Origin of the sequence: Aliiroseovarius marinus, from assembly GCF_050881025.1 — a bacterium.
GTDB lineage: Bacteria > Pseudomonadota > Alphaproteobacteria > Rhodobacterales > Rhodobacteraceae > Aliiroseovarius > Aliiroseovarius marinus_A.
On the sequence record NZ_JBNNXQ010000002.1, the window covers coordinates 723,238 to 746,247 of the forward strand.

Below are 23,010 nucleotides of genomic sequence, written 5' to 3' on the forward strand. Positions count from 1 at the left end.
CCGGCCGTAATACTTGCCTTAAACGCGGCGGCGCTTCGGCGGGCGGCAGCCGTTGTGTGCGATCGGGGTCACATCACGGATCGAGGTGATGTTGAAACCGATGGCAGCCAGCGCACGCAGAGCCGATTCACGGCCCGAACCGGGGCCCTGAACTTCAACTTCCAGCGTCTTAACGCCGTGTTCCTGCGCTTTTTTGCCTGCATCTTCAGCCGCCATCTGAGCGGCATAAGGCGTCGACTTACGCGAGCCTTTGAAACCCATGGTGCCAGCCGACGACCACGAAATGGCGTTGCCTTGCACGTCCGAGATCAGGATCTTGGTGTTGTTGAACGAAGAGTTCACGTGAGCAACACCGGATGCGATGTTCTTACGCTCTTTACGCTTGGTACGAGTCTTATCGCGAGCCATTGGTCAAACCCTCCCTTATTTCTTCTTACCGGCAATGGCCTTTGCGGGGCCTTTGCGGGTACGTGCGTTGGTCGAGGTACGCTGACCACGAACGGGAAGGTTGCGACGGTGACGCAGACCGCGGTAGCAGCCCAGGTCCATCAGACGCTTGATGTTCATCTGCACTTCGCGGCGCAGGTCACCTTCAACGGTGTAGGTCGCGTCGATGTGCTCGCGGATGGCCAGAACTTCGGCATCCGACAGTTCGTTCACACGACGGGTCACGTCGATGTTCACGGCTTCGCAGATAGCGGCAGCCGAGGTATGGCCAATACCGGTGATATAGGTCAGGGCGATCGGGACCCGTTTGTGGGTCGGGATGTTTACGCCAGCAATACGTGCCACGTAGTCTTTCCTTTCGTTGCGGTTCCGTAACGCCGGAACCTTTTTTCACAACGGAAGCCCGCCGGATCATTCCAAGCGGGCCGCGCTGAATTCTTTGGTCTGGTACATCTGCGGGAGCGACCCGGCAGACACACCGATTCCCGTAAGGGATGGGGTGACTTAGATGGGTTTAAACAGTTCGTCAACCCATCAGTGCGCCAAGCCTTTTGCACACCCCAGCCTGGCCCAAAAAAACCAAGCGCCACGATCAGACTGCGGCGCTTGGAAATTGCTCTTTAGCGTCTAGATCAGGTGCCAAGTAGCTCGGCAATCTCGCCCTGCACCTCTTCGATGGTGCCCAGACCATTGACCGATTTCAGATCGCCCTTGGCCCAGTAATAGCCGATCAGCGGCGATGTTTTCTTGTAGTATTCCATCAGACGGATCTTCAGGCTTTCCTCGTTATCATCTGCACGCACGGGCTTGCCGGCTTTGCGGGCTTCCTCGGCGCGTCCAACGATGCGGCCAACAAGCACGTCATCATCCACCTGCATCTCGATCACCGCGTCCAGCGACTGGCCGTGCTTCTTCAGAAGCGCGCCAAGCGCGTCCGCCTGAGGCAGCGTGCGGGGGAAACCGTCAAAGATGAAACCGCCGCCAGTGTCGCCTTCCAGCTTTTCTTCGATCAAGCCAATGACGATCTCGTCGGTGACAAGCTCGCCCGCGTCCATGATCGCGGCAACCTTCTTGCCCATCTCGCTGCCCGAGGCCTTGGCTTCGCGCAACATGTCGCCGGTGGAAAGCTGGATCATGCCCCGCTCTTCAACCAGTTTTTCAGCTTGGGTGCCTTTGCCAGCACCGGGCGGTCCAAGAAGAATGATGTTCATCGACGTGACGGAGCCTTTTTGCCGCGCTTCTTACCACGAAGCTGGGACTTCTCGATCAGACCCTCATACTGGTGAGCCAGAAGGTGCGATTGAACTTGCTGGATGGTGTCCATGGTCACCGACACAACGATCAGGACCGAGGTGCCGCCGAAGTAGAACGGGATGGCCAGCTGGGCGCGCAGGATCTCGGGTAACAGGCAGACCGCCGCCAGATAGATCGAACCGAGCGTCAAAAGGCGGGTGACCACATAGTCAAGATACTCGGCCGTTTTCTTGCCGGGGCGAATGCCGGGCACGAAACCATTCTGGTTCTTCAGGTTGTCAGCCACTTCATCGGTCTTGAACGCCACTTCCTTGGTGTAGAAGAAGGTGAAGAAGATGATCATGCCCGAGAAGAACAGAAGATACAGAGGCTGGCCGGGGCCGAAATAGGCCAAGATCGTCGACATGATCGGACCGGCCTGACCCGACGAGAAGGTCGAGATCGTCGTGGGCAGCAGCAGCAGCGCCGAGGCGAAAATCGCCGGGATCACGCCCGCCGGGTTCACCTTGATCGGCAGGTGGCTGGAACCACCGTCATACATTTTCATGCCAACCTGACGGCGCGGGTACTGGATATGCACTTTGCGCAGCGCACGCTCCATGAACACGACGAAAGCAATCACGGCGACGATCATCACCAGAACGCCGATGATCACGGCAGGGCTGATGGCGCCCGAACGACCCGAGGCCAGAAACTGACCCAGAGCGGCGGGAATCTCTGCCACGATGCCGACGAAAATGATCAGCGAGATACCATTGCCGATGCCGCGTGCGGTGATCTGCTCACCCAGCCACATCAGGAACATGGTGCCGCCCACAAGGGTGATCACACAAGCCGCGATGAAGAACCCGCCGGGATTGGTCACAAGGTCCCCTGCCTGCAGCGAGTTGGCCAGGGCAAAGGCCTGACCCGTCGCCAGCAGCACCGTGCCGTAGCGCGTGTACTGGTTGATCTTCTTGCGGCCCTGCTCGCCCTCTTTCTTCAGCTGCTTCAGGGGTTCCCACATGGAACTCAGAAGCTGCACGATGATCGAGGCGGAAATATAGGGCATGATGCCCAGGGCAAAGACACCCATCCGGCTCAGCGCGCCACCGGTGAACATGCCCAGCACGCCGGCGATGCCGGATTGTGCCTGTTCCATGAAGTCACGCAATGCGCCCGCGTCGATCCCGGGGATCGGGATATAAGTGCCGATGCGGTAAATGATCAGAAGCCCGATCGTGAAGAAGATGCGTTGACGCAGCTCGGTCGCCTTGCCGAAGGCACTCCAGCTCATGTTCGACGCCATTTGTTCTGCAGCAGATGCCATGAGGCCCCCTCATTCAAGTAAAACACCGCCGGACCGTTCCCGGCTCCGGCGGCGCTTAAAACGTGATTAGACATGTAAGGGGCGCGCGCGCCCCTCACAAGGTCTTATTCGGCAGCGGCCGGAGCAGCGACGGTCAATTTACCGCCAGCTTTCTCGACAGCTTCAACAGCCGATTTCGACGCACCGGTCACGGTGATGGTGGCTTTGGCGGTCAGTTCGCCTTTGGCCAGCACACGAACACCGTCCAGCTTGCGGCGCACCAGACCCGACGCGACCAGCGTATCTTCGGTGATGTCCTTGGCGTCCAGCTTCTTCTCGTCGATGAACTTCTGGATCAGGCCCAGGTTCACAACAGCGAACTTCTTGCGGTTCGGCTTCGAGAAGCCACGCTTGGGAAGACGCTGGTACAAAGGCATTTGGCCGCCTTCGTAGCCATTGATGGCCACACCCGAACGCGACTTTTGACCCTTGATACCACGGCCACCGGTTTTACCAGTGCCCGAACCGGGACCACGACCAATACGTTTGCGGGGTTTTGTTGCGCCGGGATTGTCGCGCAGTTCATTCAGTTTCATGTCGCTTCTCCTTTGCCGGAACTGACCCCAGAAGCGATACGGGGCCAAACACGGCGTTTCTTGGTTTTGATTCTGTGACGCAATTGGCCACCGGGGGCGTATAGACGACACATAGGACCCGCGCAAGCCTTGCCTGCATCATCGGCGCGGCAAAAGGCCCACAGCGATCCCGCCCAGCACCAGCGCAGAGGCAAGGACGAGGCGCAGGCTCAAATCCTCGCCCAGAAAGATGACCCCGGCAAATATGGCGATCACCGGGACAGATAGCTGCACCAAAGCCCCGGTGCTGGCCGCAAGCTGCGGCAAAACCCGATACCAAAGCGCGTAGCCCAGCCCCGACGTCAGCGCGCCAGACATGATCGCCAGCCCCACGCCCACCACGCCCATCCGCTCGTCACGAAGAAAGGGCAGCACGGCCACCAGCACTAGGGGCGCCGCATAGATGAAATTCCATGTGGTCGCTTCGAGCGGTGCCTCTGCCCGGCGGCCGACCAGAGAATAAACGCCCCAGCCGATGGCCGCGACGATCATCAGGGCAATCGCCAACGGGTCCATCCGCGCATCTGCGCCCGGCCAGACCAGATAGGCCAACCCGCAAAGCGAGACCGCCATGCCAACCCATCTGCGCCCCGGTGGCATATCGCCTCCGATCACCGCGCCTGCAAACATGGTCACCTGCACCACCGCAAAAAGGATCAGCGCGCCAAGCCCCGCATCCAGTGCCAGATAGGCAAAGGAAAACCCGAGCAGATATGCGACGAGCGCAAGCACGGCGACCCAATCCGGGCGCGGGCGCTGCGGCAAGCCGCGGGAGCCAAGCGCCACGAGGCCCCACAAGGTCACCGCCCCCGCGACCACACGGATCAACGCGAACCCCGCCGGGCCGATATGATCCCCGGCCAGACCCGCCCGGTTTAACAGCGAATTGGCCGCAAAGGCGATCATGGTCAGGGTGGTGAGGGCAATCAGGCGCATGCATGTCTTTCAAGCTTTGGTTCAGCCATAGCGCCCGGCGCGCGGCGCTGCCAATCACCATTCCGACAGGACAAAGAAAAACCCCGGCGCGATGGCCGGGGTTTTGATCTGTGAGTGGTTTCTTATTTGTTGCAATCACCCAGGTACTCGGTCCAGGTCGGCACCTTGTCCGAGGTCAGGAACCGGCGGGTAGCGGACTGGGCTGCGATGATCAGATCGGCAATGGCCGAGGCGAGCGGGGTCACAGGTGCGATAAGCGCGTTCATGGTGATGGTCCTTAGCAGGGTAACTTTGTTCGCGCCCTCATAGGAGGGGTTTTGTCAGGGGACCATCGCTGTTTTGGAAAGGCGGGGTTGTGGGCAGTGCATGGGTTACTTTTCTGTTTTGTTAATTTTCTTTTCGACAGGTTTGCGTTTGTTTTCCGGCAACATCAGCCAAAGCTCTTCCTGCTCTCTTGGCCTAGTTACGAGTTGCTCAATGACTTCATTAATTAACCTAAACATCGCTTCTGCAATTGACGGATCGTCATCAACGGAAATTTGCCCCGGATGAACGCTCTCATTTCCGATTATTCTCAGGGAGTGCATAACCTTAACGAGCTGAGGCGAGAGGCCATTGTCAGAAAGATAGTCAATGTCATCGTTGATGTTTGTTCCCTTACCTCCGAGTTCTTTTAAAAGAACTTGAAGAGCCAACCGTAGCATGGCCGCAGCTGAGCGAGGTGAAGTTGAAAAGACAGCTCCCGCTTCATCATATAGCTTTCGAACGTCTCTGGACATATCTTGATTGGCGAAAACTGATGGACCAACTGCTGGAAACACCATTTTGTCCCCCATCCAAAGCGCAATTTCCTCGCAAGAATCACATTTCGAAACATCAAGCTGATAGATCAAATGAGAATATGGATCCTCTCGATGGCGACTTGCCATAATCTTTCCGCTTGCGGCTTCGATGTACTCGGGGAGCTTTTCAAAGTCAGAGAAACGTTCCTTGGGATCTAGCTCCTTTTGCTCCTCATAGACTTTCTTGAGTTCATCTATTCCCCAGCGAGCTGGAGATGCGTCCTTCTTGAGCCATTTCACCATTGTCGCCCCCCAATATTGGTGTGCTAATGCACCACAGTGTGGGCACGAGAAACGAATTTCACCAAACTTTGGGAGAATGTATGTAGCCATTGGAATTGCCCTTTGATTTCTTAAAACAGTTTTATGGTAGTGCTGCGTTTCAACGCACCAAACAAAAACACCCCGGCCATTTCTGACCGGGGTGCTTCAATTCTTCAAGAGAGCGCTGAACTCAGCCCTTCTCTTCCACAATCTCAACCATGTGCGAGATCTTGTTGATCATGCCGCGCACAGCGGGCGTGTCTTCAAGTTCGCGGGTCTTGTGCATCTTGTTCAGGCCCAGGCCGATCAGCGTGGCACGCTGGTCTTGGGGGCGACGGATCGGGGAACCGATCTGTTTTACAACGATGGTTTTAGCCATTGGTCAGATCTCCTTACGCGTCTGCGGCTTCGGCAGCGTCGGCGGCCGGAGCTTCAGATTTTGCGCCCAGAATGTCAGCGACTTTCTTGCCACGACGCTGTGCGATCATGCGCGGGCTGGCTTCTTTGTTCAGACCGTCGATGGTGGCGCGGATCATGTTGTAGGGGTTCTGCGAACCCAGCGACTTCGACACAACGTCCTTGATGCCCAGCATTTCGAACACGGCACGCATCGGACCACCGGCAATGATACCAGTACCTTCCGGGGCGGTGCGCATGATCACCTTGCCGGCACCGTGACGACCTTCGATGTCGTGGTGCAGGGTGCGGCCCTCTTTCAGGGGCACGCGGATCATCTGGCGCTTGGCCTGCTCGGTGGCTTTACGAATGGCCTCGGGGACCTCTTTCGCTTTACCTTTACCAAAGCCAACGCGGCCTTTCTGGTCGCCAACAACGACGAGAGCAGCAAAGCCGAAGCGCTTACCACCCTTGACGGTTTTCGACACACGGTTGATCGCGACCAGGCGATCTGCAAATTCCGGCGCTTCGTCGCGGTCGCGACGGTTCCGGCGGTTCTCACGTTCTGCCATCAGAACATCCTTTCATGGTGGCGCGCTGATGCGCCGTAATACTCGATCCCAGTGGGCAGGATGCCCCCGGATCATCGGAAGGGCAGTGGTCAGACCAATGCCCCTCTCTGGTTTCTTAGAACTTCAAGCCACCTTCACGCGCAGCGTCGGCCAGAGCCTTCACCTTGCCGTGGAAGAGGAAGCCGCCGCGGTCGAAGTAGCATTCTTCGACGCCAGCTTTTTTCGCACGTTCGGCAATCGCGGCGCCCACTTTGGAAGCGGCCTCCACGTTGTTTTTGCCGACAACACCCAGTGCTTTTTCCAGCGACGAAGCGGAAGCCAGGGTCGTGCCCTGAGCGTCGTCGATGATCTGCACCGAAATGTTTTTCGACGAGCGGTGCACCGAAAGGCGCAGCTTGCCAACATTGCGTTTGCGAAGTTTGTTCCGGACGCGCAGGCGGCGCTTGAGGAACAGGGTCCGTTTGCTGTTTGCCATCTGTCTGGTCCTTACTTCTTCTTACCTTCCTTGCGGAAGATATACTCGTCTTTGTATTTGATGCCTTTGCCTTTGTAGGGCTCGGGCTTACGCCATGCGCGGATATTGGCCGCGACCTGGCCGACGAGTTGTTGATCAATGCCTTCAACGATGATTTCGGTCGGCTTCGGAGCGGTCACGGTGACGCCCTCCGGAGCGACGTAGTCAACGTCATGCGACAGGCCAAGGTTCAGCTTCAGGGTGTTGCCCTGCATCTGAGCACGGTAACCAACACCGTTGATTTCCAGCTCTTTCTTGAAGCCGTCGGTGACACCGGTGACCATGTTGCCAACCATTGTGCGGCTCATGCCCCACTGCTGACGGGCACGCTTGGATTTGCCGCGCGGCTCGACAGTGACCTGGTTGTCTTCAATGGCGATGGTGACATCGTCCGTGGCGGTGAACGAAAGGACGCCTTTCGGGCCTTTCACTTCTACGGTCTGACCCGAAAGCGTCGCGGTGACACCTGCGGGCAGCTCGACCGGTTTCTTACCAATACGAGACATTAAGACCTCCTTAGAAGACGGTGCAAAGCACTTCGCCACCAACATTCTGGCTGCGAGCGTTTGCATCGGACATGACGCCTTTAGGGGTCGAAACGATCGACACACCCAGACCCTGACGGACCTGCGGGATGTCTTTCACGCCCATATAGACGCGACGGCCAGGGGTCGAAACCCGCTTGAGTTCGCGGATAACCGGAACACCGTCAAAGTATTTGAGGCTGATTTCGAGGGTGGCGTGACCACGCTCGTCAGTGCCTTTTTCGTAGCCGCGGATGTAGCCTTCGTCGGCCAGGACATCCAGAACCCAGGCGCGCAGCTTGGAAGCGGGGGTCGAAACCACCGATTTCCCGCGCATTTGGGAGTTGCGGATACGGGTGAGCATATCGCCGATAGGATCGTTCATATCTGTCTCTCCCTTACCAGCTCGATTTCACCAGACCGGGGATCTGGCCATTCGAACCAAGTTCCCGCAGTGCGATACGCGACACTTTCAGCTTACGATAGTAAGCATGAGGACGACCGGTCAGCTGGCAGCGGTTGTGCAAGCGTGTGGCCGACGAGTTGCGCGGCAGTTTAGCAAGCTTCAGGCGCGCCTTGAAACGCTCTTCCATCGAGTTGCTTTCGTCGTTTGCGATCTCTTTCAGCGCGGCACGTTTGGCGGCATATTTTTCCACCAGGGCCTGACGCTTCTTCTCGCGTTCGATCATTGCTTTTTTAGCCATGTCTTTTCCTTCCCGCGGATCAGCTGTTGAAGGGCATGTTGAAGTGCTTCAACAGGCTCTTTGCTTCCGCGTCGGTTTCAGCGGTGGTGGCGATCACGATGTCCATGCCCCAGGTCTCGTCAACTTTGTCGAAGTCGATTTCCGGGAAGACGATGTGCTCTTTCAGGCCGGTGGCGTAGTTGCCACGACCGTCGAACGAGGTGCCCGAAACGCCGCGGAAGTCGCGGATACGGGGCATCGCGATGGTGATCAGACGGTCGAGGAATTCATACATCCGCTCGCCGCGCAGGGTCACCTTTGCACCAATGATCATACCTTCACGCAGACGGAACGGAGCGTGCGATTTGCGCGCTTTCGTGCCAACGGCCTGCTGGCCGGCGATTTTGGTCAGATCTTCGATTGCCGACTTGGCTTTCTTCGAGTCCTTCACAGCTTCTGCACCGCAGCCGATGTTCAGGACGATCTTGTCCAGACGGGGGATCTGCATGTCGTTTTTATAGCCGAACTCTTCTTTCAGAGCGGCACGAATGCTGTCTTCGTAAACCGTCTTAAGACGCGGGGTGTAATTTGCGTTATCCAGCATCAGACGGTCTCCCCGGTGGTTTTGGCGTAGCGCACTTTCTTGCCGTCTTCCTCGCGGAAGCCAACGCGGGTGGCTTTGCCGTTTTTGTCCAGCAGGGCCAGGTTCGACAGTTGGATCGGCATCGCTTTCGGGATGCGACCGCCCTGAGCGTTCTGGCTCTGACGAGTGTGGCGGATTGCCATGTTCACGCCGTCAACAACGGCTTTGCCGGCTTTCGGGTCAACGGACGAAATCTCGCCCTGCTTGCCCTTGTCCTTACCGGCCAGAACGACAACCTTGTCGCCTTTTTTCAACTTAGCAGCCATCTTACAGAACCTCCGGAGCCAGCGAGATGATCTTCATGAAGTTCTTCGCGCGCAGTTCGCGAACAACCGGTCCGAAGATACGGGTGCCCACGGGCTCGTTGTTGTTGTTCAGAATAACGGCCGCATTGCGGTCGAAGCGGATGGCGGTGCCGTCTTCACGACGGACCTCTTTGGCGGTGCGCACGACGACGGCCTTACGGACGTCACCTTTCTTCACGCGACCGCGCGGGATGGCTTCCTTGACCGAGACGACGATGATGTCGCCTACGGATGCGTATTTACGCTTGGAACCACCCAGAACCTTGATGCACTGAACACGGCGAGCGCCGCTGTTGTCAGCTACATCCAGATTGGTTTGCATCTGGATCATGTGGTTTCTCCCGACCTTTGGGGCGCCGATGCTTGGCGGAACCCCCAGGGTTTCGACTTGTTAAGTCGTCCGGGAAGGTAAGCAGAACTTAGCCTTCCAGAACTTCCCAACGCTTGGTTTTCGACTTCGGCGCACATTCGATGATGCGGACGGCGTCGCCTGCCTTATAGGCATTCTTCTCATCGTGAGCCCGGTACTTCTTGGACTTACGGATGGTTTTCTTCAGAACCGGGTGGGTGAAGCGGCGTTCAACCGACACGGTAACGGTTTGTTCGTTGGCAGCGCTGGTGACGGTGCCGGACAGGATACGTTTGGGCATTCTCAGAGCTCCTCTTATTCAGCTGCAGCTGCAGCTTGTTCGTTCAGGATGGTTTTCACACGCGCGGCATCGCGGCGGATCTTACGCATCTGAGCGGTGTTTTCGAGGGCGCCGGTGGCCTGCTGAAAACGCAGGTTGAAGCTTTCCTTTTTCAGCTCTGCCAGCTTTTCGCGCAGCTGGTCAGGAGACTGATCACGCAGTTCCTTGGCGTTCATTCGCCTTTTCCTTTCCTTGCACCAGAGAGCTCTTCCCGACTTTGCGGAAGGTCACCCTTAGCCTGGTGGGTTATATGCAATACACACGAATCCCGTTGCCGGGAATCCGCGAGATGTGCGTCTATAGGGTGGTTGGGCCTTGGGGGCAAGGGAAAGTTTGGGGAAATCAAATCTAACAAGGCTACCAATTGGTCAGAGGCGCTCAGGCTGCAAATTTTCCAATTGAACAACCAAAACGAGAAAGCTATTGGCATCGTGCATTAATGTTATTCACGAGGATTTCTAATGATCAAGCAACTAACCTGCGTTTGTGCCGTTCTTTCCATTGCGGGCTGCATGTCGACCGAGCTTTCGCCTGAAACCGAAGCCAAGATCCAGCACCTTGACCCAGAGGCCGCGCAAACCGTCGGGTCTGGAGAACAAAAAATCAATGTAAACATCTCCCCAGACGGCAAAGTCGCGCTGGTCAAAGGTATCCCAGGGGCGGTCACGCTGGCAGAGCTAACGGCCGCGGCGGAGAAGAGGTCCGGCTGCAAGGGCAATCCGCCCGTTAACATCGGGATTCCCATGGAGGCGACCATGACGTCAGCGCACTACGGAATGTTTGGTGGTGCGATCCCGATTTTGCTGAAGTGCTAATCGAGCGGCCTACAGCCTAAACTACAAGCTCATAGACATTGACCCGGAGAGCGCTTCATCGTTTTCTCCGGGTTTTTTGTTGGCCCTCTCGCACTCGGTGCACAATTCCGCTATCCCTGCCCCATGGCCAATATCTCCTCTCTCTTCGTGACCCGCCTTTACCATGCTCAACTGTCCGAGTTTGACCCCAAGGTCAGCCAGGACGAGCTTTATGACAGCTGCTATTCCATCGCCGAGGATGACGAGGCCGGACAGGAATGGTGCGAAGCCGAGGGCTATCCCGGCTACACTTCTTACGCCTCCCTGACCGACCTGCCCTGGCGCTTTCCGATCTTCAAGGATCTGGTCGACAGTCTGGACAAGCACGTCGCCGCCTTTGCCGAGGATCTGGAGTTCAATCTGGATGGCCGCGAATTGGTGCTCGAGGATATCTGGATCAACATCCTGCCCCCCGGCGGCTATCACTCGGCGCATATTCACCCGCATTCGGTCATTTCCGGCACCACCTATCTGGCGCTCCCCGAGGGCGCCGGCGCGCTGCGCTATGAAGACCCGCGCCACGCCCGCATGATGGCCGCGCCCCCGCGTCGCAAGAACGCGCGTGAAGAGTTGCAGAGCTTCATCACCAAACGGCCTGCCGAGGGCGACGTGCTCTTGTGGGAAAGCTGGCTGCGCCACGAGGTGATGCAGAACACCGGCGAAGAAGAACGCCTGTCGGTGAGTTTCAATTACAAATGGGGTGAGTGATCACTTGGGAGACCTCAGCAACACCCCCCTGTCCGACCTGACCGTCGACTACGGCACCCGCCCGACCATGCCCGCGATGCCAGAGGCGACGGACAACGACCGACGCATGGGGCGGCGGCTGGCGGCGATCCACCGGATGCATCTGAACGATGTGGGCCGGATCGGCATCGTGCTGGACCGGATCGAGGCGGGCGAGGCCTCGGGCAAAGACCTGTCCGACGCCCTGACCTCCGCCGAGTTCGCACAGAACGTCCGGCAATTCGGGTCGCTCTGCGGGCGGGAATGCAAGGTGCTGAACGGGCATCACGACATCGAGGAATACGCGCTGTTCCCGGAGCTCGCCACGAAAGGCAACGACGCCCTGCGTGCCGTGGTCGAACGCCTGAAGGAAGAGCACAAGGTTGTACACGAGTTGCTGGTCCGACTGGAGCGCGCAGCCATGGCACTGATGTTCGAGGTCGACGCTGAAAAATTCAACGAGGCTCGCGCGCTGTTCAGGCAGCTGGAGACCGTGGTGCAGTCGCATTTCGGCTATGAAGAGACCCAGCTGGAAGAGGCGATTGGGGTTTATGGGGTTGGGGTGTAACGAATCTTCAACCATCAAATCTAAACAATATCAGGCCAAGGCTTCACAGCTTTATCCACCCTTGGTAGATAATGAAGAAAATAAGTCCCTCAAATTTTGCAGTAGAGAATTTCATGGAAAAACTAAGGCCGATCATTCCCATCTATCTTAATCAAAACTACGTCTTTGACCTGCTGGCCATGCTCAAGGATGGGTTATCGACCGTCACCTCTGTCACCGAGACCAGTAATTCAGAAACGAGTTCATCAGGTGAAACTCAGGGAAACGTGGGCTTAAGTGGCACACTCACGCAACTATTAAAAATCGACCTTTCTGCGCGACGCGGTAACTCCCAAAGCATGGGAAACGAACAGACATCAACGCAGGAGCGTGTTCACACAACTGCATCCATGTTGCAGTCGTTGCGACAGGAGTTACGTGAAGAAGATGTACTTTCAAGTTATGGGCGCGCGCAAACCCAACTCCCAGAGGCAGGAGAGCTTGTAGAGATCACAGCCATTCTCAAACGGAACCCCGTTATCGAGCTAATGGATACAATGATAGGGATAGTCCCACTCGCTGCACAGTTCGCCAGCTCAGAGGTAGGCAACAAAAAGCAAGCGGCCTTGCAACAAAAGGAAGCCAAAGAGCTTCTTAACCAAATGAATTCAGTCCGAGAGAGCCTCATTCAGGGGAATACCATTGACCTATTTTCAGAGCTTGATGATGGGACTAAGGCTATCGTGACCGTCGATCAAAGGTATCTAGATGATGCACAGATGGCCAACTTGATAGACGGAGAATATCGAATACTTGGCAAGGTAAGTCGTTCGATCACGCAGACCGATGCTCCACTAAACTTGCTCCGGAAAGCTTCAATCTCGAAGCTGCCAATTTTCATGGAGGCGATGAAAGAAATGAGCGACAGCTTACGGCAATCAGGTGAGTTCACCGTGCCCGAAGCAGAGCATGAATTGGAAGGCCCCGCTATCCATATTCTACCCATTGCCATTTTTGTGTGATGCCTGCCCTCACCCTCAATACTCAATTCTAGCATCAAAACGTAAAACCCCCGCCGATTTCTCGACGGGGGTTTCTATTTTCTACCGGGGTGTGGCCCGGACAAATTCTGCGAATTTGCCTACACCACACTGCTTCAGTTTGCCGAAGGCAAATTGAAGCTTACCAGTCTTCCCGTACCACGACGCGCGATTTGATCGGCAGTTTCATGGCAGCAAGGCGCAGAGCTTCGCGAGCAACGTCGTCGTTGACGCCGTCGATCTCGAACATCACGCGGCCCGGCTTAACTTTACAGGTCCAACGGTCCACGGAACCTTTACCTTTACCCATACGAACTTCGATGGGCTTGGCGGTCACCGGGGTGTCCGGGAAGATGCGGATCCATACACGACCCTGACGCTTCATGTGACGCGTCATGGCACGACGGGCAGCTTCGATCTGACGTGCAGTCACACGCTCAGGCTCAAGAGCTTTCAGACCGTAGGAACCGAAGTTCAGGTCCGATCCACCTTTGGCCAGACCTTTGATCCGGCCTTTGTGCATCTTGCGGAATTTTGTACGCTTAGGCTGAAGCATATCTCATATCTCCTTAGCGACGGCCGCCAGCGCCACGGGGCGCGGGACCTTCCTGGAGCTCTGCATTGCGACGGTCACGAGCAGCGGGATCGTGCTCCATGATTTCGCCTTTGAAGATCCAGGTTTTGATACCGATGATGCCGTAGGGCGTCATAGCTTCTGCATGTGCATAGTCGATGTCAGCGCGCAGGGTGTGCAGCGGCACACGACCTTCACGATACCATTCGGTACGCGCGATCTCGGCACCGCCCAGACGGCCGGCAACGTTCACGCGGATACCCAGGGCACCCATGCGCATGGCGTTCTGCACGCCGCGCTTCATGGCACGACGGAAGGACACACGACGCTCGAGCTGCTGTGCGATCGATTCTGCGACCAGGGCAGCGTCCAGTTCGGGCTTGCGAACTTCGACGATGTTCAGGTGCAGTTCCGATGCGGTGATGTTGGCGATTTTCTTGCGCAGGGTTTCAATGTCTGCGCCTTTCTTGCCAATGATCACGCCCGGGCGGGCAGTGTGGATCGTGACGCGGCACTTTTTGTGCGGACGTTCGATGATCACACGGCTGATGCCGGCTTGCTTGCATTCGGTTTTGATGAAGTCACGAATCTTCAGGTCTTCCAGAAGAAGATCACCGTAGTCTTTCGTGTCTGCGTACCAGCGGCTGTCCCAGGTGCGGTTGACCTGAAGACGCATGCCAATCGGATTTACCTTCTGACCCATTAGGCTTGCTCCTCAATCTGACGCACCTTGATGGTGAGTTCCGAGAACGGTTTCATGATCTTGCCGAAACGACCACGGGCGCGCGGACGACCGCGTTTCATGGTCAGGTTCTTGCCCACATAGGCCTCGGCGACGATCAGTTCATCGACGTCCAGGTTGTGGTTGTTTTCGGCGTTGGCGATGGCGGACTGAAGGCATTTCTTCACGTCCTGAGCGATACGCTTGTTCGAGAAGGTCAGGTCGGTCAGAGCCTTATCAACCTTCTTGCCGCGGATCATGCCAGCAACCAAGTTCAGTTTCTGCGGGGACGTACGAAGCATGCGGGTTTTCGCCATTGCTTCGTTCTCGGCCACGCGGCGGGGATTTTTATCCTTACCCATGGCTTACTTCCTCTTCGCTTTTTTATCAGCCGCGTGACCGTAGTAGGTCCGCGTCGGCGAATATTCACCGAACTTCTGGCCAATCATGTCTTCGGTCACCAGCACGGGAATGTGCTTCTGACCGTTATAGACGCCAAAGGTCAGACCCACGAACTGGGGCAAGATGGTCGAACGACGCGACCAGATCTTGATGACCTCGTTTTTGCCCGACTCGCGGGTCTTTTCAGCCTTTTTGAGGACGTAAGCGTCAACAAAAGGGCCTTTCCATACAGAACGTGCCATATCTTAGCGGCCCTTCTTCTTGGCGTGACGCGAGCGGATGATCAGCTTCGACGACGCCTTGTTCTTGTTGCGGGTACGTGCACCTTTGGTCGGCTTACCCCAAGGAGTAACCGGGTGACGACCACCCGAGGTCCGACCCTCACCACCACCATGGGGGTGATCAACAGGGTTCATAACCACACCACGGACGCTGGGACGGATGCCTTTGTGGCGCATACGACCGGCTTTACCGTAGTTCTGGTTCGAGTTGTCGGGGTTCGACACGGCACCAACGGTGGCCATGCATTCCTGACGCACGAGGCGCAGTTCGCCCGAGGACAAGCGGATCTGAGCGTAGCCACCGTCACGACCAACGAACTGAGCGTAAGTACCAGCGGCACGTGCGATCTGGCCGCCCTTGCCCGGTTTCAGTTCGATGTTGTGAATGATGGTACCGATCGGCATGCCCGAGAACGGCATTGCGTTGCCCGGCTTCACGTCGGCCTTGGCCGATGCGATGATCTTGTCACCAACAGCAAGACGCTGCGGGGCCAGGATGTAAGCCTGCTCGCCATCTTCGTATTTCACGAGGGCGATGAAGGCGGTACGGTTGGGGTCATATTCGATCCGTTCAACCGTCGCTGCGACGTCAAACTTGTTACGTTTGAAGTCAACGATACGATAGAGGCGCTTTGCACCACCACCACGGCGACGCGACGTGATCCGTCCGGTGTTGTTCCGGCCGCCCGACTTGGTCAAACCCTCGGTAAGGGCTTTGACAGGACGTCCTTTCCACAGCTCCGAACGGTCGATCAGAACCAGCCCACGCTGGCCCGGCGTCGTCGGTTTATACGACTTGAGTGCCATGTTTACTGTCTTCCGTTTGCATGTGCGGGCAAATGGTTTGCCCGGATGTTATAGGGCCCCGAAGGTCCCCAAATTCAAAATGTCTGAGGCCCCGGAACGAATCCGAGGCCACACGACTTGCGCGATCTATCAGGGATGGGGGGGCGTGTCTATAGTATGTTAGAGAAATCGATTGCTTCCAGAACTTTCTCTGGGGCCTCAAGTTGAGGCAGGTGGCCAACACCGCTCAGCAGTCTCATACGGTTCTGGCCAACCAGTCGGCTGAGCGCTTTGCCACGTTCAAGCGGGATCCAAGGGTCATCCTCACCCCAAAGGATCTGAACGGGGCAGCGGATGTCTCCAAACATTGGCTCCACCTCGGCTGTAAACCGTTCATCCGCCTGAGCAAACTGTCGGTAGAAACTAACCTTCCCTTCTTCCGTCAACCAAGGCGTGATGAGGTTTCGCAAATCCTCATCATGTATCGGATTTACCAATGCCCCCTTGATATAGGCAGAAACAACCGCTTCGTGGATATGGGGCGGAAGGCCGGAGAACGCATCTACATGCTTGCCGACGTGATCGAAGAACTCTGACCCCCATGGCCGCATGGCAACTACATTCATAAGAATGTACTCTTCATAGTCGCACCCATGAAGCAGATGCGCGCGTAACGTCACAGCACCCCCAAAATCGTGCGCGATGACTCGTGGGCGATCAACGCCCCAAAACGCCAACATCTCGGCGAAAACCTCGCCCTGAATGTCCAACGAAGTTCTCTGATCTGCGGCCATCTCCGACCTGCCATATCCAGGCATGTCATACCAATAGACCTCGTACCGACGCGCCAGACTCGGAATAAGTCGATGCCAGGAATAGGAAGACCATGGCCAGCCATGCGCCAGAACAAGCGCAGGCCCGGCCCCCGCGCGCCCAGATACTACGGCCCCTGCCGAGGTCTGAAAGGTCTCATTCAGGTTCCATTCCGGCATCTTACACCCTGCCCGCTTCTAGAATTGAATAAAGGTTAGGTCGTGCAAAACAAGTTGTCTAAGGAATATCGGCGCCTTGCCAACAGCGATCTATTGTTGCGAAAGCCCAGCATGCATCAAATACCACCACAATAACACTAGAACTCGCACGGAAAATCTCGCATCCTTGCACCAACAAAAAGCTCTGGGAAATGTTTATGAAGAACCTAGTTATTTTGGCGGGCGCCGCCGCGTTTATGCTTTCGGCCTGTGTAACGCCGGACGGGACCGCCGTGAATGTCGATCCGAACCTGCAAAAGCGGGCGACCCTGCCAGATGATGTGGCCGCCAAGGTCGCGGCAGGACAGGACACAAGTGACATTCGCGTGGACGCGCGTGATGGCTGCTTGATGTATCGCCACAAAGGCCCGGTCGAGACGACCTATATCCCGCTGCGCAACAAGCAGGGGCGGCCTATCTGTGTGAAGGCCGAGGCAGACGCGGCGGCCTGATCCTCTGCATCAAATGCAAAACGGGCGGCCAATGGCCGCCCGATCTGTTTTCAGGATATGGTCTCTCAGACCGAATAGAGATGCGCGGTCACGCCGGTCTCGACCTGATCATACAGCCCGATGATGTGAGCCATGACCATACGCACGCAGCCCGAGCTGGCGCGCGATCCGATCGAACGCGGCGAGGGCGAACCGTGGATGCGCAGATAGGTGTCGCGGCGACCATCAAAGAGGTAGAGCGCGCGTGACCCCAGCGGGTTCGACGGACCTCCGTCCATACCATCTTCGTATTTCTTGTATTTGTGCGGCTCGCGCTTGACCATCGCGGGCGTCGGTGTCCAGGTCGGCCACTTGGCCTTGCGGCCCACGGTGTAGACACCCGGCTCATAGAGGTCGCCCTTGGCAATCGCCACGCCATAACGCATCGCGGTCCCATCGGCGCGCACGTGATAGAGGTAACGCGCCACCGCATCCACATGGATGTCGCCCGGCTTCAGCCCATCATTGGCCTGCACCACACGCGGCAGGAACCGGGGGTGCAGCCCCCATGGATTCGACGTCGACGGGTCGTAATTGGCTGGGGTCACGCGGGCGTCATAGCTGTTCCACATAGCCGAGTTCGACACCGGGCGGCGCTTGACCTTCTTCACCGGCGCAGCTGCCACAGGTGTTGGGGCGGCAGCTTCGGCCACGGCCTCGGCAGCGGCGGCTTCATCCTGCGCAAAAAGCGGCGAAGAGATTGCGCCCGAGAACATCGAGGCAGAAGTGATAACGAAATGGCGACGGGTCAACATGTGGACAGTCCTTGGCAGAGGATGAATCAAACAGCGAATGGAGACAATTTATCGTCGCAATCCAACTTTGCGAGTCAAAAAGCCGTGTAGCACGGGCAATCCGTGCCTCCTCAAGAAAAAACCCCCACCAAACAGGCGGGGGTTTTCAAAGTTCTTACGTCAGCCTGACGATCACAGTCCGGTGGACACGTCGATCGTATTGCCCTCTTCCAGGGTCACATAGGCTTTCTTGACGTCTTTACGCTTGCCCAGCTGACCGCGGAAGCGTTTGACTTTACCCTTGGTGATGGTGGTGTTGACGGCTTTCACCTTCACACCAAACAGGGTTTCAACAGCTTCTTTGATCTGCGGCTTGTTCGAGTCAATGGCGACTTCGAAAACCACGGCGCCGTTCTCCGAAGCCATGGTGGCTTTCTCGGTGATGATCGGCTTGCGGATCACGTCGTAGAGTGCAGCTTTATCGGTCATTTCAGGCGAGCCTCCAGAGCTTCGACACCTGCCTTGGTGAGCACCAGGGTGTCACGCTTCAGGATGTCATAGACATTGGCGCCCATGGTCGGCAGGATGTCCAGGCCTTCGATGTTCTTTGCAGCGCGTGCAAAGTTCTCGTTTACCTCGGCACCGTCGATGACCAGAGCACGTTTCCAGCCCAGGTCCTTGACCTGCTTGGCCAGAGCGGCGGTTTTACCTTCCGAGGCAGCGTCTTCGATCACAACCAGTTCGCCAGCTTGCGCTTTGGCGGACAGGGCGTGCTTCAGACCCAGCTTGCGGAATTTCTTGGTCAGGTCGTGGCCGTGCGAACGCGGGGTCGGACCTTTGTAGATACCACCTTTACGGAAGATCGGTGCGTTACGGTCACCGTGACGTGCGCCGCCGGTGCCCTTCTGGCGATAGATCTTCTTGGTCGAATAGCTGGTTTCCGAACGCGTCTTCACCTTGTGGGTGCCGGCCTGTGCGTTGTTACGCTGCCAACGGACCACACGGTGCAGAATGTCTGCGCGCGGCTCAAGGCCGAACAGGGCCTCGTCCAGATCAACCGAACCGGCTTTTTTGCCGTCAAGTTTGATTACATCAAGTTTCATGCTTCACCACCTTCCGCAGGGGCTTCTTCAGCCGGTGCTTCGGTTGCAGCCGATTTCAGAGCAGCCGGGAACGGAACGTTCTCGGGCAGCTTCTTTTTCACGGCATCTTTCACGGTGACCCAGCCACCCTTCGAGCCGGGCACTGCGCCCTTGATGAACACCAAGCCGCGTTCGGCGTCGGTCTTCACGACTTCCAGGTTTTGCGTGGTCACGCGGACCGCACCCATGTGGCCGGCCATCTTCTTGCCTTTGAACACCTTGCCGGGGTCCTGACACTGACCGGTCGAACCATGCGAACGGTGGCTGATCGAGACACCGTGCGTGGCGCGCAGACCGCCGAAGTTGTGACGCTTCATGGCACCGGCAAAGCCTTTACCAATAGACGTACCAGCAACGTCGACCTTCTGACCTTCCACGTAATGCTCGGCCGAGATCTCTTCGCCAACGGCGATCAGGTTCTCGGCAGGCACGCGGAATTCCACCAGCTTGCGCTTGGGGGCCACGCCAGCTTTGGCGAAGTAGCCGCGCATCGGCTTCGAGGTGCGTTTGGCTTTTGCTTCACCAGCACCCAGCTGAACGGCGGTGTAACCGTCGGTCTCTTCGGTGCGGTTGGCAACAACCTGCAGGTTTTCCAGTTGAAGAACGGTCACAGGGATCTGCTTGCCGTCTTCCATGAACAAGCGGGTCATGCCCACTTTTTTCGCGATAATACCAGAGCGCATCTTGGATACCCTCCTTAGACCGAGATCTGGACGTCAACGCCAGCAGCCAGGTCGAGCTTCATCAGCGCGTCCACGGTCTGCGGGGTCGGGTCGACGATGTCGAGCAGACGCTTGTGCGTGCGGATCTCGAACTGGTCGCGGGATTTCTTGTCGATGTGAGGGCCACGGAGAACCGTGAACTTCTCGATCTTGTTCGGCAGCGGAATGGGGCCGCGAACGTTTGCACCGGTCCGTTTGGCAGTGTTGACGATCTCTTGTGTGGAGGCATCCAGCACGCGATAGTCAAACGCCTTAAGACGGATACGAATGTTTTGACTGGTCATAGCATTCGCCCTTTCAGGCAGAGAGTTGATAGGACGACAGGAAGCTCATTCCCCCTGCCCTCGTCGAACCCCGGAAAAAACGAAAAGCGGGACCGAATCCCGCCACGCCGCTTTTCCCAGCGAACTCGCGCGTAATAGATGGGATTGGGGGGGCTGGCAAGGGCTTTGTTGGTGCACACGAACGGGTCATTGCACGCAGCTCTCCATCACATCACCGCTTTGCGCGCCTGCCGGATCACGTACCGCGCACGCATGCCATCCCCGACACCGTTTCCATCGTCGAAACGAACTGTCCGCCTGACCAATTGTGGCGCAAAAAAGGCGACTCTTGGGCATTTGCGTGATATAGTTAACGCCTGCAAAGCCGAATGGCATGGCTCATTTGAGGCTTAACTTTTTTGGGGGGAAATTTGGAAATGTCCATTAACACGATCACCGGCACCAATTTGAACGACGTCTACTTTGTCAACAGCGCCACATTCCCAGGCAGTTATACGAGTTTTACTTTCTATACATATGGGGGGGATGACATCGTCTGGCTCGCTGACGGGTACTCTGCAACCGTCTACGCCGGGGATGGCGATGACTCGGTCTTTGGGGGGAACCAAGACGACCGTTTCTTCGGCGGCAAGGGCAACGATTCTCTCTTTGGCGACAATGGGAATGACTACCTTGATGGCGGTCATGGGAATGATGTTCTGAGCGGCGGACTTGGTGACGACTTTATCTTCGGAAACAAGGGCAACAACACCCTTTATGGTGGCGATGGAAATGACGTCGTGAACACCGGCGATCATACCTCTATTGCCAACGGCGGCACCGGCGACGACTTGATCGTGGCGCGCCTGAAGAAAGGCGGCGATCACATATTGCTTGGTGGAGACGGGGCCGACACGTTCGACTTTGTCTTCCAATCAAGCAAGAAAAGCGCAGATGTCACCATCATCGATTTCGAACTGGGTATCGACGAGTTCAACGTTGGCGGTATGAACGGTCAGGCGTGGGTGAATGCCAATTTCGCATTTGCCGAGATCTTTGGTTTGGATCTACTGACCGAGGTCGATGGGAATGCCGTGCTGAACATCGGGTCAAAGGACACAATCACCTTTGAGGGCATCAGTGAAGATGAGTTCATGGCCTACTACGCCGACGATCTGCTTCTCGTAGGCTGACGGCTCAGAAAGCTGATAGAGAAAGAACACGAAGGGCGCTCCTATGAGCGCCCTTTTCTTGTCCTCTGTATCTCTCGGCGCGCGGCGATTTGGCTGTGCCAGTTCACCTGTCGCCAAAGCAAAAGGGCCCCGCGTGGTGCGAGGCCCTTCTGTGATGTGCGAGGGGTGGGGCCTTAAATTTGGCTGCGCCAAATTCTGGTCCCCACTCAATGCGTTTGGGCTGACGCAAAAAGGGCGCTCCTGTGAGCGCCCTTTTCTTATCTTCTGTATCTCTAGGCTCTCGGCGATTTGACGTCGTCAATTCGCCTGTCGCCGTAAGAACGCTGGGCGTTCTTACTCGATGATCTTCGACACAACGCCCGAACCAACGGTGCGGCCGCCTTCACGGATGGCGAAGCGCAGCTTCTCTTCCATCGCGATCGGGGCGATCAGTTCAACGTTGAACTTCAGGTTGTCGCCCGGCATCACCATCTCGGTGCCCGAGGGCAGCTCGACGGTACCGGTCACGTCGGTGGTCCGGAAGTAGAACTGCGGACGGTAGTTCGCGAAGAACGGGGTATGACGGCCGCCTTCTTCCTTGGTCAGAATATAGACCTCGGCTTCGAACTTCGTGTGCGGGTTCACCGAGCCCGGCTTACACAGAACCTGGCCACGCTCAACAGCTTCACGGTCGATGCCGCGCAGCAGAACGCCAACGTTGTCGCCTGCTTCGCCGCGATCAAGCAGCTTGCGGAACATTTCAACACCGGTACAGGTGGTTTTCTGGGTGTCTTTGATGCCGACGATTTCGATCTCGTCACCAACATTCACAACACCACGCTCAACACGACCGGTCACAACAGTACCGCGGCCCGAGATCGAGAACACGTCTTCGATCGGCAGCAGGAAGTCGCCGTCAACCGGACGATCCGGGGTCGGGATGTAGTCGTCAACAGCTGCCATCAGCTCTTTGATCTTCTCTTCGCCGATCTCCGGGTTGTTGCCTTCCATGGCAGCCAGAGCCGAACCTGCGATGATCGGAATATCGTCGCCCGGGAAGTCGTATTCGCTCAGAAGCTCACGGATTTCCATCTCGACCAGCTCAAGCAGCTCTTCGTCGTCAACCTGGTCAACCTTGTTCATGAAGACAACCAGAGCAGGCACACCAACCTGACGCGCCAGCAGAATGTGCTCGCGGGTCTGCGGCATGGGGCCATCAGCTGCGTTCACAACCAGAATGCCGCCGTCCATCTGGGCCGCACCGGTGATCATGTTCTTCACGTAGTCAGCGTGACCGGGGCAGTCAACGTGCGCATAGTGACGGTTCTCGGTCTCGTATTCCACGTGAGCGGTCGAGATCGTGATGCCGCGCGCTTTCTCTTCAGGCGCACCATCAATCTGGTCGTATGCCTGGAAGTCACCAAAATACTTGGTGATCGCTGCCGTCAGTGTGGTTTTACCGTGGTCAACGTGGCCGATCGTGCCAACGTTTACGTGCGGCTTACCGCGTTCAAACTTTTCCTTTGCCATGA

At 56.9% G+C, this 23,010-nt stretch carries 37 protein-coding genes; 6 read left to right on the forward strand and 31 right to left on the reverse strand.

Going from position 1 to position 23,010, the window contains the following annotated elements:
• Positions 1 to 18: 18 nt before the first annotated feature.
• The 19 genes from rpsK to rpmC all read right to left on the reverse strand — a co-directional run bounded on the left by rpsK (position 19) and on the right by rpmC (position 10,168).
• A complete protein-coding gene (gene rpsK / locus ACRY08_RS09015) occupies positions 19 to 408 on the reverse strand; it encodes a 30S ribosomal protein S11 (RefSeq protein WP_108857342.1) in 390 nt (129 codons plus the stop codon).
• A gap of 15 nt (positions 409 to 423) precedes the next feature.
• The gene (rpsM, locus tag ACRY08_RS09020; protein ID WP_108857343.1) at positions 424 to 792 is read right to left on the reverse strand and encodes a 30S ribosomal protein S13; all 369 of its coding nucleotides are present in this window, start codon (positions 790 to 792) and stop codon (positions 424 to 426) included.
• 287 nt (positions 793 to 1,079) lie between these two features.
• On the reverse strand, positions 1,080 to 1,658 hold the full coding sequence (locus ACRY08_RS09025) for an adenylate kinase (RefSeq protein ID WP_432449576.1): 579 nt from the start codon (positions 1,656 to 1,658) through the stop codon (positions 1,080 to 1,082).
• On the reverse strand, positions 1,655 to 3,010 hold the full coding sequence (gene secY, locus ACRY08_RS09030; protein ID WP_432449577.1) for a preprotein translocase subunit SecY: 1,356 nt from the start codon (positions 3,008 to 3,010) through the stop codon (positions 1,655 to 1,657). The genes ACRY08_RS09025 and secY overlap by 4 nt, the downstream gene beginning before the upstream one ends.
• A 104-nt stretch (positions 3,011 to 3,114) precedes the next feature.
• Complete coding sequence (rplO, locus tag ACRY08_RS09035) at positions 3,115 to 3,585, reverse strand: 50S ribosomal protein L15 (RefSeq protein ID WP_432449578.1); 471 nt, start codon at positions 3,583 to 3,585, stop codon at positions 3,115 to 3,117.
• A 138-nt stretch (positions 3,586 to 3,723) separates the two neighbouring features.
• Entirely contained in the window at positions 3,724 to 4,560 is an 837-nt protein-coding gene (locus ACRY08_RS09040; protein WP_432449579.1) for a DMT family transporter, read from the reverse strand.
• A gap of 122 nt (positions 4,561 to 4,682) precedes the next feature.
• A complete protein-coding gene (locus tag ACRY08_RS09045; RefSeq protein ID WP_432449580.1) occupies positions 4,683 to 4,826 on the reverse strand; it encodes a hypothetical protein in 144 nt (47 codons plus the stop codon).
• Between the two features lie 105 nt (positions 4,827 to 4,931).
• Positions 4,932 to 5,735, reverse strand: coding sequence for a DUF4145 domain-containing protein (locus ACRY08_RS09050; RefSeq protein ID WP_432449581.1), 804 nt, complete (start codon positions 5,733 to 5,735; stop codon positions 4,932 to 4,934).
• 121 nt (positions 5,736 to 5,856) lie between these two features.
• Positions 5,857 to 6,045 carry a 50S ribosomal protein L30 gene (gene rpmD / locus ACRY08_RS09055; RefSeq protein ID WP_432449582.1) on the reverse strand — a complete coding sequence of 63 codons (189 nt, stop codon included), beginning with the start codon at positions 6,043 to 6,045 and terminating at the stop codon, positions 5,857 to 5,859.
• A gap of 13 nt (positions 6,046 to 6,058) precedes the next feature.
• Entirely contained in the window at positions 6,059 to 6,634 is a 576-nt protein-coding gene (gene rpsE, locus ACRY08_RS09060; protein ID WP_432449583.1) for a 30S ribosomal protein S5, read from the reverse strand.
• Positions 6,635 to 6,749: 115 nt separating this feature from the next.
• A complete protein-coding gene (gene rplR / locus ACRY08_RS09065) occupies positions 6,750 to 7,109 on the reverse strand; it encodes a 50S ribosomal protein L18 (protein WP_432449584.1) in 360 nt (119 codons plus the stop codon).
• 11 nt (positions 7,110 to 7,120) lie between these two features.
• A complete protein-coding gene (gene rplF / locus ACRY08_RS09070; protein WP_432449585.1) occupies positions 7,121 to 7,654 on the reverse strand; it encodes a 50S ribosomal protein L6 in 534 nt (177 codons plus the stop codon).
• 10 nt (positions 7,655 to 7,664) lie between these two features.
• On the reverse strand, positions 7,665 to 8,057 hold the full coding sequence (gene rpsH / locus ACRY08_RS09075) for a 30S ribosomal protein S8 (protein ID WP_432449586.1): 393 nt from the start codon (positions 8,055 to 8,057) through the stop codon (positions 7,665 to 7,667).
• 13 nt (positions 8,058 to 8,070) lie between these two features.
• On the reverse strand, positions 8,071 to 8,376 hold the full coding sequence (rpsN, locus tag ACRY08_RS09080; protein WP_432449587.1) for a 30S ribosomal protein S14: 306 nt from the start codon (positions 8,374 to 8,376) through the stop codon (positions 8,071 to 8,073).
• 19 nt (positions 8,377 to 8,395) lie between these two features.
• Complete coding sequence (rplE, locus tag ACRY08_RS09085; RefSeq protein ID WP_432449588.1) at positions 8,396 to 8,959, reverse strand: 50S ribosomal protein L5; 564 nt, start codon at positions 8,957 to 8,959, stop codon at positions 8,396 to 8,398.
• A complete protein-coding gene (gene rplX, locus ACRY08_RS09090) occupies positions 8,959 to 9,264 on the reverse strand; it encodes a 50S ribosomal protein L24 (protein WP_432449589.1) in 306 nt (101 codons plus the stop codon). The genes rplE and rplX overlap by 1 nt, the downstream gene beginning before the upstream one ends.
• Position 9,265: 1 nt before the next feature.
• Positions 9,266 to 9,634 carry a 50S ribosomal protein L14 gene (rplN, locus tag ACRY08_RS09095; RefSeq protein WP_005621870.1) on the reverse strand — a complete coding sequence of 123 codons (369 nt, stop codon included), beginning with the start codon at positions 9,632 to 9,634 and terminating at the stop codon, positions 9,266 to 9,268.
• Between the two features lie 88 nt (positions 9,635 to 9,722).
• Positions 9,723 to 9,953 carry a 30S ribosomal protein S17 gene (gene rpsQ, locus ACRY08_RS09100; protein ID WP_432449590.1) on the reverse strand — a complete coding sequence of 77 codons (231 nt, stop codon included), beginning with the start codon at positions 9,951 to 9,953 and terminating at the stop codon, positions 9,723 to 9,725.
• A 14-nt stretch (positions 9,954 to 9,967) separates the two neighbouring features.
• On the reverse strand, positions 9,968 to 10,168 hold the full coding sequence (gene rpmC / locus ACRY08_RS09105; RefSeq protein WP_432449591.1) for a 50S ribosomal protein L29: 201 nt from the start codon (positions 10,166 to 10,168) through the stop codon (positions 9,968 to 9,970).
• Positions 10,169 to 10,453: 285 nt separating this feature from the next.
• On the opposite strand from rpmC, the gene ACRY08_RS09110 reads away from it, so the two are divergent.
• The 4 genes from ACRY08_RS09110 to ACRY08_RS09125 all read left to right on the forward strand — a co-directional run bounded on the left by ACRY08_RS09110 (position 10,454) and on the right by ACRY08_RS09125 (position 13,141).
• Positions 10,454 to 10,807, forward strand: coding sequence for a hypothetical protein (locus ACRY08_RS09110; protein WP_432449592.1), 354 nt, complete (start codon positions 10,454 to 10,456; stop codon positions 10,805 to 10,807).
• A gap of 123 nt (positions 10,808 to 10,930) precedes the next feature.
• Positions 10,931 to 11,554, forward strand: coding sequence for a TIGR02466 family protein (locus tag ACRY08_RS09115; protein WP_432449593.1), 624 nt, complete (start codon positions 10,931 to 10,933; stop codon positions 11,552 to 11,554).
• On the forward strand, positions 11,547 to 12,140 hold the full coding sequence (locus tag ACRY08_RS09120) for a hemerythrin domain-containing protein (RefSeq protein ID WP_432449594.1): 594 nt from the start codon (positions 11,547 to 11,549) through the stop codon (positions 12,138 to 12,140). Before ACRY08_RS09115 ends, ACRY08_RS09120 begins: the two co-directional genes overlap by 8 nt.
• 71 nt (positions 12,141 to 12,211) lie before the next feature.
• Complete coding sequence (locus ACRY08_RS09125; RefSeq protein WP_432449595.1) at positions 12,212 to 13,141, forward strand: DUF6414 family protein; 930 nt, start codon at positions 12,212 to 12,214, stop codon at positions 13,139 to 13,141.
• Positions 13,142 to 13,301: 160 nt separating this feature from the next.
• Here the strand turns inward: ACRY08_RS09125 and rplP are convergent, their stop codons facing one another.
• From rplP to ACRY08_RS09155, 6 genes are all read right to left on the reverse strand, one after another.
• Positions 13,302 to 13,715 carry a 50S ribosomal protein L16 gene (gene rplP / locus ACRY08_RS09130; protein WP_133484951.1) on the reverse strand — a complete coding sequence of 138 codons (414 nt, stop codon included), beginning with the start codon at positions 13,713 to 13,715 and terminating at the stop codon, positions 13,302 to 13,304.
• Between the two features lie 13 nt (positions 13,716 to 13,728).
• Entirely contained in the window at positions 13,729 to 14,436 is a 708-nt protein-coding gene (gene rpsC / locus ACRY08_RS09135) for a 30S ribosomal protein S3 (protein WP_432449596.1), read from the reverse strand.
• Entirely contained in the window at positions 14,436 to 14,816 is a 381-nt protein-coding gene (gene rplV / locus ACRY08_RS09140) for a 50S ribosomal protein L22 (protein WP_432449597.1), read from the reverse strand. Before rplV ends, rpsC begins: the two co-directional genes overlap by 1 nt.
• Before the next feature lie 3 nt (positions 14,817 to 14,819).
• Positions 14,820 to 15,098: a 30S ribosomal protein S19 gene (rpsS, locus tag ACRY08_RS09145; RefSeq protein ID WP_246935735.1), complete on the reverse strand. Its 279-nt coding sequence runs from the start codon at positions 15,096 to 15,098 to the stop codon at positions 14,820 to 14,822.
• A 3-nt stretch (positions 15,099 to 15,101) separates the two neighbouring features.
• On the reverse strand, positions 15,102 to 15,944 hold the full coding sequence (gene rplB / locus ACRY08_RS09150; RefSeq protein WP_432449598.1) for a 50S ribosomal protein L2: 843 nt from the start codon (positions 15,942 to 15,944) through the stop codon (positions 15,102 to 15,104).
• 149 nt (positions 15,945 to 16,093) lie between these two features.
• Positions 16,094 to 16,915, reverse strand: coding sequence for an alpha/beta fold hydrolase (locus ACRY08_RS09155; RefSeq protein WP_432449599.1), 822 nt, complete (start codon positions 16,913 to 16,915; stop codon positions 16,094 to 16,096).
• A gap of 197 nt (positions 16,916 to 17,112) precedes the next feature.
• Between ACRY08_RS09155 and ACRY08_RS09160 the strand changes: the two genes are divergently transcribed.
• A complete protein-coding gene (locus ACRY08_RS09160) occupies positions 17,113 to 17,406 on the forward strand; it encodes a hypothetical protein (RefSeq protein WP_432449600.1) in 294 nt (97 codons plus the stop codon).
• Between the two features lie 65 nt (positions 17,407 to 17,471).
• Here ACRY08_RS09160 and ACRY08_RS09165 read toward each other — a convergent pair whose 3' ends face one another.
• The 5 genes from ACRY08_RS09165 to rpsJ form a co-directional block, all read right to left on the reverse strand.
• Positions 17,472 to 18,200 (reverse strand): L,D-transpeptidase, encoded by a 729-nt coding sequence (locus ACRY08_RS09165; RefSeq protein WP_432449601.1) that lies wholly within the window; start codon positions 18,198 to 18,200, stop codon positions 17,472 to 17,474.
• A 171-nt stretch (positions 18,201 to 18,371) separates the two neighbouring features.
• Positions 18,372 to 18,668, reverse strand: a complete 297-nt coding sequence (locus ACRY08_RS09170; RefSeq protein WP_108857563.1) for a 50S ribosomal protein L23 — start codon at positions 18,666 to 18,668, stop codon at positions 18,372 to 18,374.
• Positions 18,665 to 19,282, reverse strand: a complete 618-nt coding sequence (gene rplD, locus ACRY08_RS09175; RefSeq protein WP_275394183.1) for a 50S ribosomal protein L4 — start codon at positions 19,280 to 19,282, stop codon at positions 18,665 to 18,667. Before rplD ends, ACRY08_RS09170 begins: the two co-directional genes overlap by 4 nt.
• Positions 19,279 to 20,004, reverse strand: coding sequence for a 50S ribosomal protein L3 (gene rplC / locus ACRY08_RS09180; protein WP_432449602.1), 726 nt, complete (start codon positions 20,002 to 20,004; stop codon positions 19,279 to 19,281). Before rplC ends, rplD begins: the two co-directional genes overlap by 4 nt.
• Before the next feature lie 14 nt (positions 20,005 to 20,018).
• Positions 20,019 to 20,327, reverse strand: coding sequence for a 30S ribosomal protein S10 (gene rpsJ, locus ACRY08_RS09185; RefSeq protein ID WP_108857566.1), 309 nt, complete (start codon positions 20,325 to 20,327; stop codon positions 20,019 to 20,021).
• Positions 20,328 to 20,743: 416 nt separating this feature from the next.
• Here rpsJ and ACRY08_RS09190 point away from each other — a divergent pair, with 416 nt between their 5' ends.
• On the forward strand, positions 20,744 to 21,499 hold the full coding sequence (locus ACRY08_RS09190; RefSeq protein WP_432449603.1) for a calcium-binding protein: 756 nt from the start codon (positions 20,744 to 20,746) through the stop codon (positions 21,497 to 21,499).
• Positions 21,500 to 21,832: 333 nt separating this feature from the next.
• Here the strand turns inward: ACRY08_RS09190 and tuf are convergent, their stop codons facing one another.
• Positions 21,833 to 23,008: an elongation factor Tu gene (gene tuf / locus ACRY08_RS09195; protein WP_432449604.1), complete on the reverse strand. Its 1,176-nt coding sequence runs from the start codon at positions 23,006 to 23,008 to the stop codon at positions 21,833 to 21,835.
• Positions 23,009 to 23,010: the final 2 nt, after the last annotated feature.